Genomic DNA, 16,414 nt, shown 5'->3' with positions numbered 1-16,414 from the left:
ATCCTCGGCTTGTTTTTTGCCCGCCAAGACCTTCAGTGGATAGGGTGTTATGTCCGGAAAAGCGCAACAGCAGTCTCGTATCAAAGAGTTGATCGTTCTCGGTCGTGAGCAGGGTTACCTGACTTACGCGGAGGTCAACGACCACCTGCCTGAGGATATTTCAGATCCAGAGCAGGTGGAAGACATCATCCGCATGATTAACGACATGGGGATCAACGTATTCGAAGCTGCGCCAGATAAGGATTCCCTTATGCTGGCGGACGCCGATACCGACGAGGCTGCCGCTGAAGAAGCGGCTGCCGCGCTGGCTGCTGTGGAGACCGATATCGGTCGTACCACCGACCCTGTGCGCATGTATATGCGTGAAATGGGTACCGTCGAGCTGCTGACACGCGAAGGCGAAATCGAAATCGCCAAGCGTATCGAAGAGGGCATCCGTGAAGTGATGGGCGCAATTGCGCACTTCCCTGGCACGGTTGACCATATTCTCTCCGAGTACACCCGCGTTACCACCGAAGGTGGCCGTCTGTCCGACGTCCTGAGTGGTTACATCGACCCGGACGACGGCATCGCGCCGCCTGCCGCCGAAGTGCCGCCGCCTGTCGATGCCAAGGCTGCAAAAGCCGACGACGACTCCGAAGACGACGACGCTGAAGCCAGCGGCGACGATGAAGACGAAGTTGAAAGCGGTCCAGACCCGATCATCGCTGCCCAGCGTTTCGGTGCGGTTTCCGACCAAATGGAAATCACCCGCAAGGCGCTGAAAAAGCACGGTCGTGGCAACAAGCAGGCGATTGCCGAGCTGTTGGCCCTGGCTGAGCTGTTCATGCCGATCAAGCTGGTGCCGAAGCAATTCGAAGGCCTGGTTGAGCGTGTTCGCAGCGCCCTTGAGCGTCTGCGTGCACAAGAGCGTGCGATCATGCAGCTCTGTGTCCGTGATGCGCGCATGCCGCGTGCCGACTTCCTGCGCCAGTTCCCGGGCAACGAAGTAGACGAAAGCTGGACCGACGCACTGGCCAAGGGCAAGGCAAAATACGCCGAAGCCATTGGTCGCCTGCAGCCGGACATCATTCGCTGCCAGCAGAAGCTGACCGCGCTTGAGACCGAAACCGGTCTGACGATTGCCGAGATCAAGGACATCAACCGTCGTATGTCGATCGGTGAGGCCAAGGCCCGCCGCGCGAAGAAAGAGATGGTAGAAGCCAACTTGCGTCTGGTGATCTCCATCGCCAAGAAGTACACCAACCGTGGCCTGCAATTCCTCGACCTGATCCAGGAAGGCAACATCGGCTTGATGAAAGCGGTGGACAAGTTCGAATACCGTCGCGGCTACAAGTTCTCGACTTATGCCACCTGGTGGATCCGTCAGGCGATCACTCGCTCGATCGCCGACCAGGCTCGCACCATCCGTATTCCGGTGCACATGATCGAGACGATCAACAAGCTCAACCGCATTTCCCGGCAGATGTTGCAGGAAATGGGTCGCGAACCGACCCCGGAAGAGCTGGGCGAACGCATGGAAATGCCTGAGGATAAAATCCGCAAGGTATTGAAGATCGCTAAAGAGCCGATCTCCATGGAAACCCCGATTGGTGATGACGAAGACTCCCATCTGGGTGACTTCATCGAAGACTCGACCATGCAGTCGCCAATCGATGTCGCCACCGTTGAGAGCCTTAAAGAAGCGACTCGTGACGTACTGTCCGGCCTCACTGCCCGTGAAGCCAAGGTACTGCGCATGCGTTTCGGCATCGACATGAATACCGACCACACCCTTGAGGAAGTCGGTAAGCAGTTTGACGTGACCCGTGAGCGGATCCGTCAGATCGAAGCCAAGGCGCTGCGCAAGTTGCGCCACCCGACGCGAAGCGAGCATCTGCGCTCCTTCCTCGACGAGTGATAACAGAACCCCCGGCCCAGGCCGGGGGTTTTGCTTTCTACAGATAAAATCCCAAGCAACACCCCTCCCCCGCAATGCCCGTCTACACTCGAAACATTCCCCGTGCCATAACGAGACCGTTATGCCCAGACTGCCGGCCGTGTTACTGCTGTCGCTGCTGACCTGGACCGCAACGGCTGGCGCGTTGACTCTTAGCGATGATGAGCGTGGCTGGCTGGCGGACCATCAGGAGTTGCGCTTGGGGGTGGACGCCTCTTGGCCACCCTTTGAATACCGTGACGAAGAGGGTCGCTACCAAGGCTTGGCGGCCGATTACGTGCGCCTGATCCAGGATCGCCTGGGTGTGCGGGTCAAGTTGATCGAGCCAGTTAACTGGAGCGCCGTGCTGGAGCAAGCCCGCAACAACCAGCTCGACCTGTTGCCCGGCATCATGTCTACGCCCGAACGCCAGGGCTACATGGCGTTCACTCGCCCGTACCTGGACTTTCCCATCGTCATCCTGGCCCATGAAGGCGGCGCCAAACCGCGCACCCTGAAGGACCTCTACGGCTTGAAGATTGCCGTGGTGGAAAACTACGCCCCCCATGAACTGCTGCGCACCCATCATCCCGATCTCAACCTGGTGGCCATGCCCAACGTCAGCTCGACGCTGCAGGCCCTGGCCACCGATGAAGTGGATGCGGTGGTCGGCGACCTCGCCTCAAGTGTGTGGAGCCTGCGCCAACTCAAGCTCGACGGCTTGTACGTCAGCGGCGAAACGCCCTACCGCTACCAATTGGCGATGGGAGTACCGCGCGACAACAAGATGCTCGTGGGCATCCTCGACAAGGTACTGGCCGACCTCAGCCCGGAGGAAACCGACGCGATCCAGCAACATTGGGTCGGCAGCTTTACCGACCATCGCACGTTCTGGGCGGACCTGCTGATATACGGCCTGCCCGCCGTGCTGCTGTTGAGCACCGTATTGGCCGTAGTGATTCGGATCAATCGCCGGCTCAGCTCGGAAATTTCCCGCCGCGTCGCCCTAGAACAGGAGTTGCGCAGCAGCGAATACCACTATCGCGGATTGGTGGAGAGCCTGTCCGCTATCGCCTGGGAAGCCAGTGTCACCGACTTCACCTACAGCTACGTGTCGCCGCATGCCGAGGAGTTACTCGGCTATCCCCGTGCGCATTGGCTGATTCCGGGCTTCTGGCGCAACATCATTCACCCGGCCGACCTGACGCGCACCGAAGCCTATTGCTACCGCGAGACCCGCGCCAACCGCGACCACAGCATCGATTACCGCGTAATCACCGCCGACGGCCGCTGCCTGTGGGTGCGCGACATCGTCAGCCTGATCGAACACGGCCATGAGCCGGTACTGCGCGGCTTGATGATCGATATCAGCGAAGCCAAGCGCACCGAGGAAGCCTTGCAGCTGTCCGAGCAGAAATTCGCCTCGGTATTCCAGCAATGCCCGGACATGTTAGTGATTGCACGCCTGTCCGATGGCTGCCTGCTGGAGGTCAACAAGGCATTCGAGGACCAGATAGGTCTCAAGGCCGAACAAGTGGTGGGCAAAACCGCTACCGAATTGAATATCTGGGGTATCCAGGGCGTGGGGCCGGACCTGCTGCAACGGGTGCAGACCACCAGCATCCGCAACCTGGAAATGCCCTTTCTGCGCAGCAATGGCCAAGCCTTCACCGGGTTGATTTCCGCCGAGCCGTTTCAACTCGATACCGTTGAAGCCATTGTGGTGGTGGTTCGCGACATCACTCAGCTCAAGGAAACCCAGCAACAGCTGCAGACCTCCGAAGAGAAGTTCGCCAAGGCCTTCCACGCCTCCCCCGACGGCTTGCTGCTGAGCCGACAGCGCGATGGCCTGTTGATTGAAGTGAACGATGGCTTCAGTCGGATTACCGGCATCAATAGCGCGGCCTCCCTCGACCAATCGACGCTGGACCTGGGCATCTGGGTCGATCTCAATGAACGCAAACACATGCTCGAGCTGATGCAGCGCGATGGTTTTGTGCGCGACTTCGTCTGCCATATACGCCGCAGCGATGGCCAGATTCGCCTCTGTGAGCTGTCCAGCCGCCCGCTGCCGATCGGCGACGACGATTGCATGCTGACCATCGCGCGGGACATCACCGAGCGCCAACTGATGCAGGAAAAACTGCAACAAGCCGCCACCGTGTTCGAGAGCACGGCAGAAGGCGTATTGATCACCGATACCCAGCAGAACATCAGCGCCGTCAACCGTGCCTTCAGCGAGATCACCGGCTACAGCGAAACCGAAGCCCTCGGCCAGACCCCTCGCCTGCTAGCCTCCGGCCTGCATGACAGCGCCTTCTACGCCGCCATGTGGCACCAGTTGACCGCGCAGGGTCACTGGCAGGGCGAGATTTCCAACCGCCGCAAGAACGGCGAGCTGTACCCAAGCTGGTTGACGATCAGTGCCGTGCGCAACCGAGAACACCTGGTCACCCACTTTGTCGCGGTGTTTGCCGACATCTCCAGCCTCAAGCTCGCCCAGGCGCGCCTCGACTACCAGGCACACCACGACCCCTTGACCGGCCTGCCCAACCGCACGCTGTTTGAAAGCCGGCTGCAGGCGGCTCTCAACGGGCAACAAGAAACCGGCAAGCAAGGCGCCGTGCTGTTTCTGGACCTGGATCGCTTCAAACACATCAATGACAGCCTCGGCCACCCGATCGGTGACCTGCTGCTTAAAGACATCGCCGTACGCCTCAAGGAACAACTGCGCGACATCGACACCGTCGCTCGCTTGGGCGGCGACGAGTTCATCATCCTGCTCCCCGGCCTGCAACACGCCAGCGACGCCCAGTACCTGGCCAATAAACTGCTGGCCTGCTTCACGCCGCCGTTCCAGGCCGGTGAGCATGAGTTCTTTATCAGCGCCAGCATCGGCACCAGCCTGTACCCCCAGGACGGCACCGACGTCGCCACCCTGGTCAAGAACGCCGACGCCGCGATGTACCGCTCCAAGGCCAAAGGGCGCAACCGCGTCGAAAGCTATACCCGCGACCTCACCGCCCAAGCCAACGAACGCGTAGCACTCGAACATGAACTGCGTCGCGCCATCGAGCGCGACGAACTGAGCCTGTACTACCAGCCGAAACTGAGCCTGGAGACCCAGGCACTGATCGGTGCCGAAGCGCTGATCCGCTGGCGCCATCCCACTTTTGGCGACGTGCCGCCCGAACACTTCATTGCCCTGGCCGAAGAGAACGGCATGATCCTGCAAATCGGCGACTGGGTACTGGAACAGGCCTGCCAACAACTGCACGCCTGGCAAGGCACGTTCGACGATTTCGGCCCGCTGTCGGTGAACCTGGCTGGCGCCCAACTGCGCCACCCCGGCCTGCTCGGTCGCATCGAACAGCTACTGCGCGACTACCGACTAGACCCTGGCTGCCTGCAACTGGAGATCACCGAAAACTTCATCATGAGCCAGGCCGAAGAAGCGCTGGAAGTCCTGCACCAACTCAAGGACCTGGGCGTGCAACTGGCCATCGACGATTTCGGCACCGGCTACTCCTCCCTCAGCTACCTCAAGCGCTTGCCGCTGGACTTCCTCAAGATCGACCAATCCTTCGTCCGCGGCCTGCCTGATGACCCCCACGATGCCGCCATCGTCCGCGCCATCATCGCACTGGGCCACAGCATGCAATTCACCATCATCGCCGAAGGCGTGGAGAACCCCGCACAGCAAGCCTTCCTGGCCGCCGAAGGCTGTGAACAGATGCAAGGCTACATCGTCAGCCTGCCGTTACCACCGGAGCTTTTTGCCGCGACGTTTCTTCGTATGAGCATTGAGGATTTTTCGGATGGCACAGCGGGGAAACCATCGTTATAATCCGCGACCTGTTACAGGGCCTATAGCTCAGTTGGTCAGAGCAGAGGACTCATAATCCTTTGGTCCACGGTTCAAGTCCGTGTGGGCCCACCAAACAAGAAAGCCGCGCAATGCGCGGCTTTCGTGTGTCTGGCAGTCTCACTTCGCAAACAACTGCCCAATATCCCGGAATGCCTTGAACTCCAGCGCGTTCCCGCATGGATCAAACAGAAACAACGTCGCCTGCTCCCCCACCTGCCCCTTGAAGCGAATGTGCGGCTCCAGCACAAAACGGGTTTCCCTGGCCCGCAGACGTTCTGCCAAGGCCTGCCAATCTTCCCAGCCCAGCACCACGCCAAAATGCGGCACGGGCACGTTATGGCCGTCTACCGCGTTGGTGTGGGCTGACTCCTGGGAGGCGGTTTTCGGGTGTTCGTGAATGACCAACTGATGCCCGAAGAAGTTGAAATCTACCCAGTGTTCGCTGGAACGCCCCTCTTCAAGGCCAAAGACTTCACCGTAGAAATGCCGCGCAGCGGCGAGGTCGTATACCGGAATTGCCAGGTGAAAAGGTGCGAGTGTCATCAGGTCAAACCTCTGTGGGCATTAAGTCCCCCCGAGTTTAGCCTTGCTCCTGGCGATGAAAAGACGATAGTTTTTGCGCCGAGCTCAAATTATTTCGATCAATCGAGACGCCCATGCTGCGCGAATTGAAAACCTTTATTGCGGTAACCCGTCACGGCACGTTTGCGTCGGCGGGCATGCATATCGGGCTGACGCAGTCGGCGGTCAGTGCGCAGATTCGTCAATTGGAGCAGGCGCTTGGCGCGCAGTTGTTCGACCGTACCGGGCGCCAGGCCACGTTGAATGCAGCCGGTTTGCGGGCCTTGCCGTTGGCCAGGGAGATCCTGGAAACCTTCAATCGCATGGCCGTGCCCGTGGATGCCAACGAGTACCGGGGCGAACTGAAAGTGGGCGCCATCACCACCGCGCAGACCGGCCTGCTGCCCCAGGCGCTGGTGCGTTTGCGTCAGGCGGCGCCGACGGTGGAGTGCAAGTTGATACCGGGCGTTTCCCTGGAGCTGTTGAGCCGGGTGGACGCTGGCGAATTGGACTCGGCCATCATCATTCGACCGCCCTTTGATTTGCCCAAGGAGTTGCACGTACAGGTACTGCGCAAGGAGCCATTTGCGCTGGTCGTGCCTCATGCACTGACCGGCGATGACCCTTTGCATTTGCTCGCGACACAGCCCCATGTGCGTTACGACCGTGCGTCGTTTGGCGGTCGGTTGGTCAGCCGTTTCCTGCGTGAACAGAAGCTGGATGTACAGATGGCGCTGGAGCTGGATGAGCTGGAAGCCATCGTCAAGATGGTCGAGTGCGGCCTGGGCGTGTCGCTGATTCCTCAGGCTGGGTTGTGGTTGGAGCGCTCGCCCAATGTGCGAATCATCCCCTTGGGCAGCCTGACTTTTCACCGCGAAATCATCCTGCTCAGTCGCTACAGCCAACACCACCTCCCCGTACCGCAACTGTTTACCCGCTGCCTGCTCGCCGATGCCAGCCTGTAAGATGCACGCACACTGCCCCCCCTTATCGGAGCCCTCGCCTTGCCCGCCCTAGACGAAATTGATCGCCAACTGATCGCCGCCCTGCAGATCAACGCCCGCGAAAGCGTGGCCATGCTCGCCCGGCAGTTGGGCATCGCGCGCACCACGGTGACGTCACGCCTGGCACGCCTGGAGAAAACCCAGGTGATCACCGGTTATGGCGTGCGCCTTGGGCAACGCGTGGTCGATGGTGGTCTGCAGGCTTACGTCGGGATCACCGTACAAGCGCGCTCGGGCAAGGAAGTGTTGCGAAGGTTGAGTGCGATGGCACAGGTGCAGCAGTTGTGCGCGGTGAGTGGCGAGTTCGATTACGTCGCTTGGCTGCGCACGGATTCGCCCGAACAGTTGGACCAGTTGCTGGACCAAATCGGCAGCGTGGACGGGGTGGAGAAAACCACTACATCGATCATCCTGAGTAACAAATTGGATCGCGGTCAGCCAATCTGATCAACATGTTCGTCATTTCGACTAAAAACAGATCAATCCGACGACACATTGCGTCTTATTAACGAACGCTACGCTCCCTAAACTGGCTGCCATCTTTTCCTATACTCAGCGGGTCACGCCCGCCAGGTCGCCAGTAAGGGTCAGCCATGAGCATTCCGTCCAGCACCATCAGCAAGACCAATCGCCACCCCGCCGACGGCAAGAAACCCATCACCATTTTTGGCCCGGACTTTCCGTTTGCCTTTGATGACTGGATCGAACACCCGGCCGGCCTGGGCAGCATCCCCGCCGCCAACCACGGCGCCGAAGTGGCGATCGTCGGCGCCGGGATTGCGGGCCTGGTGGCCGCTTACGAACTGATGAAACTGGGCCTCAAGCCGGTGGTGTACGAAGCCTCTAAAATGGGCGGCCGCCTGCGCTCGCAAACTTTCGAAGGCGCCGAAGGCATCATCGCAGAGCTGGGTGGCATGCGCTTCCCAGTGTCATCGACCGCCTTCTACCACTATGTGGACAAGCTCGGCCTGGAAACCAAACCCTTCCCCAACCCGCTGACGCCAGCGTCCGGCAGCACGGTGATCGACCTCGAAGGCCAGACCCACTACGCCGAAAAACTCTCCGACTTGCCAGCCCTGTTCCAGGAAGTGGCTGACGCCTGGGCGGATGCCCTGGAAGCCGGTTCGCAGTTCGGGGATATCCAGCAAGCCATCCGTGACCGCGACGTGCCGCGCCTCAAAGCGCTGTGGAACAAGCTGGTACCGCTGTGGGACGACCGCACCTTCTACGACTTCGTCGCCACCTCCAAGGCGTTCGCCAAGCTGTCGTTTCTGCACCGCGAAGTGTTCGGCCAAGTGGGCTTCGGCACGGGAGGCTGGGACTCGGACTTCCCCAACTCGATGCTGGAAATCTTCCGCGTGGTGATGACCAACTGCGACGACCACCAACACCTGGTGGTCGGTGGCGTGGCACAAGTGCCAATGGGCATCTGGCGCCATGTCCCGGAGCGATGCGCCCACTGGCCGGCCGGCACCAGCCTGAGTTCGCTGCACCGCGGCGCGCCGCGCGCCGGCGTGAAACGCATTGCCCACGCCGCCGATGGCCGCTTTGCGGTCACCGACAACTACGGCGACACCCGCGAATACGCCGCGGTGCTGACCACCTGCCAGAGCTGGCTGCTGACCACCCAGATCGAATGCGACGAGACCCTGTTCTCGCAAAAAATGTGGATGGCCCTCGACCGCACGCGTTACATGCAGTCATCTAAAACCTTCGTGATGGTCGACCGCCCGTTCTGGAAAGACAAAGACCCGGAAACCGGGCGCGACTTGATGAGCATGACCCTCACCGATCGCCTGACCCGTGGCACCTACCTGTTCGATAACGGTGACGACAAGCCAGGGGTGATCTGCCTGTCTTACTCGTGGATGAGCGACGCCCTGAAAATGCTGCCACAGCCCATCGACAAGCGCGTGAAGCTGGCCCTCGACGCACTGAAAAAGATCTACCCGAAAGTCGATATCAAGGCGCGCATCATCGGTGACCCGATCACCGTGTCCTGGGAAGCGGACCCGCATTTCCTCGGCGCCTTCAAGGGCGCGCTGCCGGGCCACTATCGCTACAACCAGCGCATGTATGCGCACTTCATGCAAAAGGACATGCCCGCCGAGCAACGCGGAATCTTTATCGCCGGTGATGATGTGTCCTGGACTCCTGCGTGGGTGGAGGGCGCGGTGCAAACCTCGCTGAACGCGGTATGGGGCATCATGACTCACTTCGGCGGCAGCACTCACCCGGAGAACCCGGGGCCGGGGGATGTATTCGATGAAATCGGGCCGATCGCCCTGGCGGATTAAGGAGTTGAACATGCGTGTCGCCCTGTACCAATGCCCACCGCTGCCTTTAGATGTGGCCGGCAACCTCAAGCGCCTGCATCAACTGGCGCATGAGGCGTCCGGCGCCGATGTGCTGGTGCTGCCGGAGATGTTCCTGAGCGGCTACAACATCGGCGCCGAAGCCGTTGGCGCCTTGGCCGAGGCACAGGACGGGCCGTCGGCGCAGGCGATTGGCGAACTGGCCAAAAGCGCCGGGCTGGCAATTCTGTACGGCTACCCGGAACGGGCCGAAGATGGCCAGATCTACAACGCCGTGCAGTTGATCGACGCCCACGGCCAGCGCGTGTGCAACTACCGCAAGACACACCTGTTTGGTGATCTGGACCATTCGATGTTCAGCGCCGGCGACAATGATTTCCCGCTGGTGGAGCTCAACGGCTGGAAGCTGGGTTTCCTGATCTGCTACGACCTGGAGTTCCCGGAAAACACCCGGCGCCTGGCCCTCGCAGGTGCCGAATTGATCCTGGTGCCCACGGCCAATATGGTGCCGTTCGACTTTGTCGCCGATGTGACCGTGCGGGCGCGGGCCTTTGAAAACCAATGTTATGTGGCCTACGCCAATTACTGCGGGCACGAAGGCGATATCCAGTACTGCGGGCAAAGCAGCATCGCCGCGCCGAATGGCCAGCGCATTGCACAGGCGGGCCTGGATGAAGCGCTGATCGTCGGAGAGCTTGATCGCCAGTCGATCCTCGACGCCCGCGCTGCCAATCACTACCTGCAAGACCGTCGCCCTGAGTTATACGGCGCGCTGCACAAGCCCTGATCCAGCCGGTTTGTTAGCATAGGCACATTCTACGTTTCGGAAGTGCCCATGCCTGCGCCGGCCCACCCTCATCCTCTTCACCTGACCCTGGCCAACGGCTTGCGGGTTTCCTTGCAGCACGCGCCGCGTTTGAAGCGGTGCGCAGCCGTGCTAAGGGTGGCAGCTGGCAGCCATGACGTGCCGCCGGAGTGGCCGGGGCTGGCGCATTTCCTCGAGCATCTGTTGTTCCTCGGAACCGAACGTTTTCCCACAGACGAAGGGTTGATGGCCTACGTGCAACGTCATGGGGGCCAGGTCAATGCCAGCACCCGTGAGCGCACCACGGATTTCTTCTTTGAACTGCCGGTCGCAACGTTTGCCGGTGGACTGGAGCGGTTGGTGGACATGCTCACCCACCCACGCCTGACCCTGGAGGATCAACTGCGCGAGCGCGAAGTGCTGCACGCTGAGTATGTGGCTTGGGCCCAGGATGCCAAGGCACAACAGCAGGTCGCGTTGCTGGAAGGGCTGGCGGCGGACCACCCGCTGCGGGGTTTTCATGCGGGCAACCGCGACAGCCTGCCGGTGGAGCGTGAGACCTTTCAGCAGGCCTTGCGAGAATTCCACGCGCAGTTTTATCAGAGCGGGCAGATGACCTTGAGCCTCGCCGGCCCATTGCCGCTGGAGGAGCTGGAAGCCTTGGCACAACGGTTCAGTGAACAACTGACCTCAGGGCCTCTACGCCCACAATCCGCGCCCCCGGCATTGATGCAGGGGCAAGCGCAGCGCTATCAGCACATCGCCGATGATCAACTGCACCACGTCATCACCTGCAACGCCCCGCGTGAAGCACTGGAATTTCTCTGCACTTGGCTCAACGCCCCGGCACCCGGCGGGCTGCTGGCTGAACTGAAAATTCGGCAACTGGGCAGTGCACTGCAGGCTTCGGTGCTGTATCACTTCGCCGGGCAGGCGGTGTTGGATATCGACTTTACACTCAATAATCCCGCAGGATCGGCGACGCAGGTCGAGGCGATGCTGCACGACTGGTTGAGTTTTTTCGCACACAGCGACTGGGCTGCCTTGCGCGAAGAATTTGCCCTGCTGGCCGCTCGCCAACAACAGACCCTAGGCGCCTTGGCACTGGCTCGGCACGACAGCGAGGCACTGTCGGAACAGGCGGTCATCGCCCTCAAGAGTCTGCTCGACACACTGCACCTGCCGCCCTCCGGGCACACGTGGCAACTGCCGCCGAACAATCCATTCCTGCGCCCACCGGTGCAGGAAGAGCGCGCCGGCCTGATTCGCGGACAGACCAGCGCCCACCGAGGGTTGCGCACCTTCGCCCAGGATCGCTCCCGCGGGCGTCGTGAGGTATCGGCGCTGGCGTTCAGCCAGGCAGTGGCGGCCGACAGCGATGAAGGTGCGCTGTATCTGCAATGGCAGTCTGCGCCGTCCGGGCTGGAAAGCGCCGTGCAGTCGCTGCGCGAAAATGCTCGTCAGGCGGGCGTTGATGTGTCGTTCGAATGCCTGGGTAGCCACGAGCTGGTGAAGATGGTCGGGCTACAGGAACCCATTCCAACCATGCTGGAGGTATTGGCGCGGAGCCTGAGCGAACCGCACGCCGCCCCAGCCGTCTCGCCGCCCATGATTGCCATCCGAACCTTGCTCAAGGCGCTGCCCGCTTGCTGCACCTCGACCATGCCCGAACCGGCATCCTGGGCCACCGCGCGCTGGCAAGGCCTGGGGCTGGGCTTCTCTGCCGCGCATGAAGCCGCGATCAAAACCGCAGCGGCTCGTCTACCGGGGCAACCCGCGAGCCTCACTTCGGTCGCGCCGCCCCTCAGCGGCCAACGTATCTGGCATGAGGTGCATACCGACTCAACCGAAGCCGCATTGCTACTGTTTTGCCCGGCACCCAGCCAGTCCCTGGCGGACGAGGCCGCATGGCGACTACTCGGCCATCTGCTCCAGGGGCCGTTCTACCAGCGCCTGCGCGTGGAGCTGCAAATCGGCTACGCCGTATTCAGCGGCATCCGACAGATAAACGGCCAGACCGGCCTGCTATTGGGTGTGCAGTCCCCCAGCGTGTCCCTCGAAGGCATCGCTGATCACCTGCACACCTTCCTCCAGCAATTGCCGGCACTGATCGACAGCCTCGATGACTTGGGCAACCAGGCCTTGGCGCAGCAGTTCTCGGCGCAAACACTGCCCAACGCCCAAGCCGCCGAACTGCTGTGGCACGCCCACCTGGCGGGCCATCCGTCGGGGTATTTGGCGCACCTGCGCACTCATATCCAAACCTGTACACGGGAAGCCTTGCAGCTTGCCGCCCAGCAATTGAACGACGCCGCGGGCGGTTGGCGTTGCGTGGCCAACGGCCCGCGCCTTTCGACCATCTGGCAAACGGCAGGCTGATCATTGCCGCCCCTGCAAAAGGCTTTTTCCACCAAGACAGCGCTAACTTGAAAAGAATTGAGTAACATTCCTACGCACACATCTGAACATCTCCGACTGGAGGTGGACTATATGTATTACTTGGTAGTAAACGTCCCATCCCTTCGTAGGAGTAAGAATATGACCTGGTCCAAACCTGCTTACACTGATCTGCGCATCGGTTTCGAAGTCACCATGTACTTCGCCAGCCGTTAATCCGCTGGGTAATACAACGCCTCGGTTCGCCCGGGGCGTTTTTGTTTTGAGCTTGATGGAGCTGCCATGTTTGTCCAGATTCTAGGTTCCGCCGCCGGCGGTGGTTTCCCGCAGTGGAACTGCAACTGCGTGAACTGCGCGGGTTTTCGTGATGGCAGCCTGCGGGCCCAGGCGCGTACCCAGTCGTCCATCGCGATCTCCGACGATGGCGTGAACTGGGTGCTGTGCAATGCCTCACCGGATATCCGCGCGCAACTCCAGGGTTTCGCACCGATGCAACCCGGGCGCGCCCTGCGGGATACCGGCATCAGCGCGATCATCCTGATGGACAGCCAGATCGACCACACCACTGGCCTGTTGAGCCTGCGCGAAGGCTGCCCGCACCAGGTGTGGTGCACCGACATGGTCCATGAAGACCTCAGCACCGGCTTCCCGCTGTTCACCATGCTCACCCACTGGAACGGCGGCCTGGCCTGGAACCGCATCGAGCTGGACGCCAGCTTCACCATCCCGGCCTGCCCGAACCTGCGCTTCACCCCGCTGCCACTGCGCAGCGCCGCACCGCCCTACTCGCCGCACCGCTTCGATCCGCACCCCGGCGACAACATCGGCCTGATCGTCGAAGACCTGCGCACTGGCGGCAAACTGTTCTACGCCCCAGGCCTGGGCAAGGTCGACGCGCCGCTGCTGGAGATCATGGCCGGCAGCGACTGCCTGCTGGTGGACGGCACGATGTGGGATGACGATGAAATGCAGCGCCGTGGCGTCGGCACCCGCACCGGCCGCGAGATGGGCCACCTGGCGCAAAACGGCCCCGGCGGCATGCTGGAAGTGCTGGAACAGTTGCCCGAGCAGCGCAAAGTACTCATCCACATCAACAACACCAACCCGATCCTCGATGAAGACTCCCCCGAGCGAGCGGAACTGGTGCGGCGCAATGTCGAAGTGGCTTACGACGGCATGAGCATTGAATTGTAGGAGCGACCGACATGACTGACACGCCATTGACCACCGCCGAATTCGAAGCAGCCCTGCGGGCCAAGGGCGCCTTCTACCATATCCATCACCCGTACCACATGGCGATGTACGAAGGCCGCGCGACCCGCGAACAGATCCAGGGCTGGGTCGCCAACCGTTTCTATTATCAGGTGAACATCCCGCTCAAGGACGCCGCGATTCTGGCTAACTGCCCGGACCGCGAGATCCGCCGCGAGTGGATCCAGCGCTTGCTCGATCACGATGGCGCCCCCGGTGAGGACGGCGGTATCGAAGCCTGGCTGCGCCTGGGCCAAGCGGTGGGCCTCGACCCAGACCAACTGCGCTCCCAGGAACTGGTATTGCCCGGTGTGCGTTTTGCCGTGGATGCCTACGTCAACTTCGCCCGCCGCGCCAACTGGCAGGAAGCCGCCAGCAGCTCGTTGACAGAGCTATTCGCGCCGCAGATCCACCAGTCGCGCCTCGACAGTTGGCCGCAGCATTACCCGTGGATCGACCCTGCCGGCTACGAATATTTCCGTACCCGCCTCGGCCAGGCCCGCCGCGATGTGGAACACGGTCTGGCGATCACCCTGCAGCACTACACCACCCGCGAAGGCCAGGAACGCATGCTGGAAATTCTCCAGTTCAAACTCGATATCCTCTGGAGCATGCTGGATGCCATGAGCATGGCCTACGAACTCAAACGCCCGCCGTATCACAGCGTGACCGAGCAGCGGGTGTGGCATAAAGGGATCACCCTATGAGCTTTGATCGCAGCAGAATACCGACCTGGCGCCAGGGCTATCGCTATCAGTACGAGCCCGCGCAAAAGGGCCATGTGCTGCTCTACCCCGAGGGCATGATCAAGCTCAATGACAGCGCCGCGCTGATCGGTGGTTTGATCGACGGCGAGCGCGACGTGGCGGCGATCATCGCCGAGCTGGATAAACAATTCCCTGGCGTGCCGGAGCTCGGCGAAGACATCGAGCAATTCATGGAGGTCGCCCGTGCTGAGCACTGGATCACCCTTGCCTGAGAAGCCAGCCATCGGCCTGCCGCTGTGGTTGCTGGCCGAGCTGACCTACCGCTGCCCGTTGCAGTGCCCGTACTGCTCCAACCCGTTGGACTTTGCCGAACAGGGCAAGGAGCTGACCACCGAGCAGTGGTTCAAGGTGTTTCGCGAAGCCCGCGAGATGGGTGCCGCGCAGTTGGGTTTTTCTGGCGGTGAGCCACTGGTGCGTCAGGACCTTGCCGAGTTGATCGCCGAGGCCCGCAAGCTGGGGTTCTACACCAACCTGATCACCTCCGGCATCGGCCTCACCGAGCAGAAGATCAGCGACTTCAAGAAGGCCGGGCTCGACCATATCCAGATCAGCTTTCAGGCTAGCGACGAACAGGTGAACAACCTGCTGGCCGGCTCGAAAAAAGCCTTCGCGCAAAAGCTGGAAATGGCCCGCGCGGTGAAGGCGCACGGCTACCCGATGGTGCTGAACTTCGTCACCCATCGGCACAATATCGACAAGATCGACCGCATCATCGAGCTGTGCATTGCGCTTGAGGCGGACTTTGTCGAACTCGCCACCTGCCAGTTCTACGGCTGGGCGCAGCTCAATCGTGTGGGCTTGTTGCCAACCCAGGAACAACTGGTGCGCGCCGAACGCATCACCAACGAATACCGCGCCAAGCTCGAAGCTGAAGGCCACCCGTGCAAGCTGATCTTCGTTACACCGGATTACTACGAAGAGCGCCCGAAAGCCTGCATGAACGGCTGGGGCAGTATCTTTCTGACAGTAACACCAGACGGCACCGCCCTGCCCTGTCACGGCGCCCGTCAGATGCCGGTGCAATTTCCCAACGTGCGCGAGCACAGCATGCAGCACATCTGGTACGACTCGTTTGGCTTCAACCGCTTTCGTGGCTACGACTGGATGCCCGAGCCGTGCCGTTCGTGCGATGAAAAAGAGAAGGACTTCGGCGGCTGCCGTTGCCAGGCCTTCATGCTCACGGGGGATGCGAGCAATGCCGACCCGGTGTGCAGCAAGTCCGAGCAGCACGGCATCATCCTGCAAGCGCGGGAAGAGGCCGAACATGCCACCCAGACCATCGAGCAACTGGCCTTTCGCAATGAGCGCAACTCACGGCTCATCGCAAAAGGCTGAACGCCTCAGCGCTTGGCGATGATGTACACGGCGTGGATGATGCCTGGGAAGTAACCGCACAGGGTCAGCAGAATATTCAGCCAGAACGCACCGCCGAAACCCACTTGCAGGAACACACCCAGTGGCGGCAGCAGAATGGCGATGATGATACGAATGATGTCCATGGGTAAGCTCCAAAAAATCGGCTCGTGTG

The 16,414-nt window shown here is 61.0% G+C and carries 14 protein-coding genes and 1 tRNA gene; 13 read left to right on the top strand and 2 right to left on the bottom strand.

The features are described from left to right. The first annotated feature begins 49 nt into the window (after positions 1-49). From rpoD to KHP07_RS12465, 3 genes are all read left to right on the top strand, one after another. Positions 50-1,900, top strand: a complete 1,851-nt coding sequence (gene rpoD / locus KHP07_RS12475) for an RNA polymerase sigma factor RpoD (RefSeq protein ID WP_034109669.1) — start codon at positions 50-52, stop codon at positions 1,898-1,900. Positions 1,901-2,021: 121 nt separating this feature from the next. Continuing rightward, a complete protein-coding gene (locus tag KHP07_RS12470) occupies positions 2,022-5,765 on the top strand; it encodes a bifunctional diguanylate cyclase/phosphodiesterase (protein ID WP_100492012.1) in 3,744 nt (1,247 codons plus the stop codon). A gap of 16 nt (positions 5,766-5,781) precedes the next feature. Beyond that, positions 5,782-5,858: transfer RNA gene (locus KHP07_RS12465), tRNA-Ile, on the top strand. A 45-nt stretch (positions 5,859-5,903) separates the two neighbouring features. Here KHP07_RS12465 and KHP07_RS12460 read toward each other — a convergent pair. After that, positions 5,904-6,329, bottom strand: a complete 426-nt coding sequence (locus KHP07_RS12460) for a VOC family protein (protein ID WP_214497270.1) — start codon at positions 6,327-6,329, stop codon at positions 5,904-5,906. A gap of 113 nt (positions 6,330-6,442) precedes the next feature. On the opposite strand from KHP07_RS12460, the gene KHP07_RS12455 reads away from it, so the two are divergent. The 10 genes from KHP07_RS12455 (at position 6,443) to pqqE (ending at position 16,221) form a co-directional block, all read left to right on the top strand. After that, positions 6,443-7,312 carry a LysR family transcriptional regulator gene (locus KHP07_RS12455; RefSeq protein WP_214497269.1) on the top strand — a complete coding sequence of 290 codons (870 nt, stop codon included), beginning with the start codon at positions 6,443-6,445 and terminating at the stop codon, positions 7,310-7,312. A 39-nt stretch (positions 7,313-7,351) separates the two neighbouring features. Beyond that, entirely contained in the window at positions 7,352-7,798 is a 447-nt protein-coding gene (locus tag KHP07_RS12450; RefSeq protein WP_010206997.1) for an Lrp/AsnC family transcriptional regulator, read from the top strand. A gap of 167 nt (positions 7,799-7,965) precedes the next feature. Next, complete coding sequence (locus tag KHP07_RS12445; RefSeq protein ID WP_099493332.1) at positions 7,966-9,648, top strand: flavin monoamine oxidase family protein; 1,683 nt, start codon at positions 7,966-7,968, stop codon at positions 9,646-9,648. A gap of 10 nt (positions 9,649-9,658) precedes the next feature. Beyond that, the gene (locus KHP07_RS12440; RefSeq protein WP_214497268.1) at positions 9,659-10,453 is read left to right on the top strand and encodes a carbon-nitrogen hydrolase family protein; all 795 of its coding nucleotides are present in this window, start codon (positions 9,659-9,661) and stop codon (positions 10,451-10,453) included. 48 nt (positions 10,454-10,501) lie between these two features. Next, positions 10,502-12,850: a pyrroloquinoline quinone biosynthesis protein PqqF gene (pqqF, locus tag KHP07_RS12435; RefSeq protein ID WP_214497267.1), complete on the top strand. Its 2,349-nt coding sequence runs from the start codon at positions 10,502-10,504 to the stop codon at positions 12,848-12,850. A gap of 159 nt (positions 12,851-13,009) precedes the next feature. Continuing rightward, the gene (gene pqqA / locus KHP07_RS12430) at positions 13,010-13,084 is read left to right on the top strand and encodes a pyrroloquinoline quinone precursor peptide PqqA (RefSeq protein ID WP_003194766.1); all 75 of its coding nucleotides are present in this window, start codon (positions 13,010-13,012) and stop codon (positions 13,082-13,084) included. 66 nt (positions 13,085-13,150) lie between these two features. Continuing rightward, complete coding sequence (gene pqqB / locus KHP07_RS12425; RefSeq protein WP_032883902.1) at positions 13,151-14,062, top strand: pyrroloquinoline quinone biosynthesis protein PqqB; 912 nt, start codon at positions 13,151-13,153, stop codon at positions 14,060-14,062. An 11-nt stretch (positions 14,063-14,073) separates the two neighbouring features. Next, the gene (pqqC, locus tag KHP07_RS12420; protein WP_214497266.1) at positions 14,074-14,826 is read left to right on the top strand and encodes a pyrroloquinoline-quinone synthase PqqC; all 753 of its coding nucleotides are present in this window, start codon (positions 14,074-14,076) and stop codon (positions 14,824-14,826) included. After that, on the top strand, positions 14,823-15,098 hold the full coding sequence (pqqD, locus tag KHP07_RS12415) for a pyrroloquinoline quinone biosynthesis peptide chaperone PqqD (protein ID WP_015886196.1): 276 nt from the start codon (positions 14,823-14,825) through the stop codon (positions 15,096-15,098). Before pqqC ends, pqqD begins: the two co-directional genes overlap by 4 nt. Then, positions 15,091-16,221: a pyrroloquinoline quinone biosynthesis protein PqqE gene (gene pqqE / locus KHP07_RS12410; protein ID WP_078050443.1), complete on the top strand. Its 1,131-nt coding sequence runs from the start codon at positions 15,091-15,093 to the stop codon at positions 16,219-16,221. Before pqqD ends, pqqE begins: the two co-directional genes overlap by 8 nt. Before the next feature lie 5 nt (positions 16,222-16,226). On the opposite strand, the gene KHP07_RS12405 is transcribed toward pqqE, so the two are convergent. Further along, the gene (locus KHP07_RS12405) at positions 16,227-16,385 is read right to left on the bottom strand and encodes a YqaE/Pmp3 family membrane protein (protein ID WP_003194776.1); all 159 of its coding nucleotides are present in this window, start codon (positions 16,383-16,385) and stop codon (positions 16,227-16,229) included. Between the last annotated feature and the right edge of the window lie 29 nt (positions 16,386-16,414).

The sequence above is a fragment of the Pseudomonas sp. VS40 genome, from assembly GCF_018587885.1.
Taxonomy (GTDB): Bacteria; Pseudomonadota; Gammaproteobacteria; order Pseudomonadales; family Pseudomonadaceae; genus Aquipseudomonas; species Aquipseudomonas pergaminensis.
Note: the sequence above shows the minus strand (reverse complement) of the source record. Positions and strands in the feature narration are given on the sequence as shown.

Coding starts and splice junctions, on each gene's coding strand:
- KHP07_RS12440 (WP_214497268.1), top strand. CDS start 9,659: ATGCGTGTCGCCCTGTACCAATGCCCACCGCTGCCTTTAGATGTGGCC.
- rpoD (WP_034109669.1), top strand. CDS start 50: ATGTCCGGAAAAGCGCAACAGCAGTCTCGTATCAAAGAGTTGATCGTT.
- pqqD (WP_015886196.1), top strand. CDS start 14,823: ATGAGCTTTGATCGCAGCAGAATACCGACCTGGCGCCAGGGCTATCGC.
- KHP07_RS12460 (WP_214497270.1), bottom strand. CDS start 6,329: ATGACACTCGCACCTTTTCACCTGGCAATTCCGGTATACGACCTCGCC.
- pqqF (WP_214497267.1), top strand. CDS start 10,502: ATGCCTGCGCCGGCCCACCCTCATCCTCTTCACCTGACCCTGGCCAAC.
- pqqC (WP_214497266.1), top strand. CDS start 14,074: ATGACTGACACGCCATTGACCACCGCCGAATTCGAAGCAGCCCTGCGG.
- pqqB (WP_032883902.1), top strand. CDS start 13,151: ATGTTTGTCCAGATTCTAGGTTCCGCCGCCGGCGGTGGTTTCCCGCAG.
- KHP07_RS12470 (WP_100492012.1), top strand. CDS start 2,022: ATGCCCAGACTGCCGGCCGTGTTACTGCTGTCGCTGCTGACCTGGACC.
- KHP07_RS12455 (WP_214497269.1), top strand. CDS start 6,443: ATGCTGCGCGAATTGAAAACCTTTATTGCGGTAACCCGTCACGGCACG.
- KHP07_RS12405 (WP_003194776.1), bottom strand. CDS start 16,385: ATGGACATCATTCGTATCATCATCGCCATTCTGCTGCCGCCACTGGGT.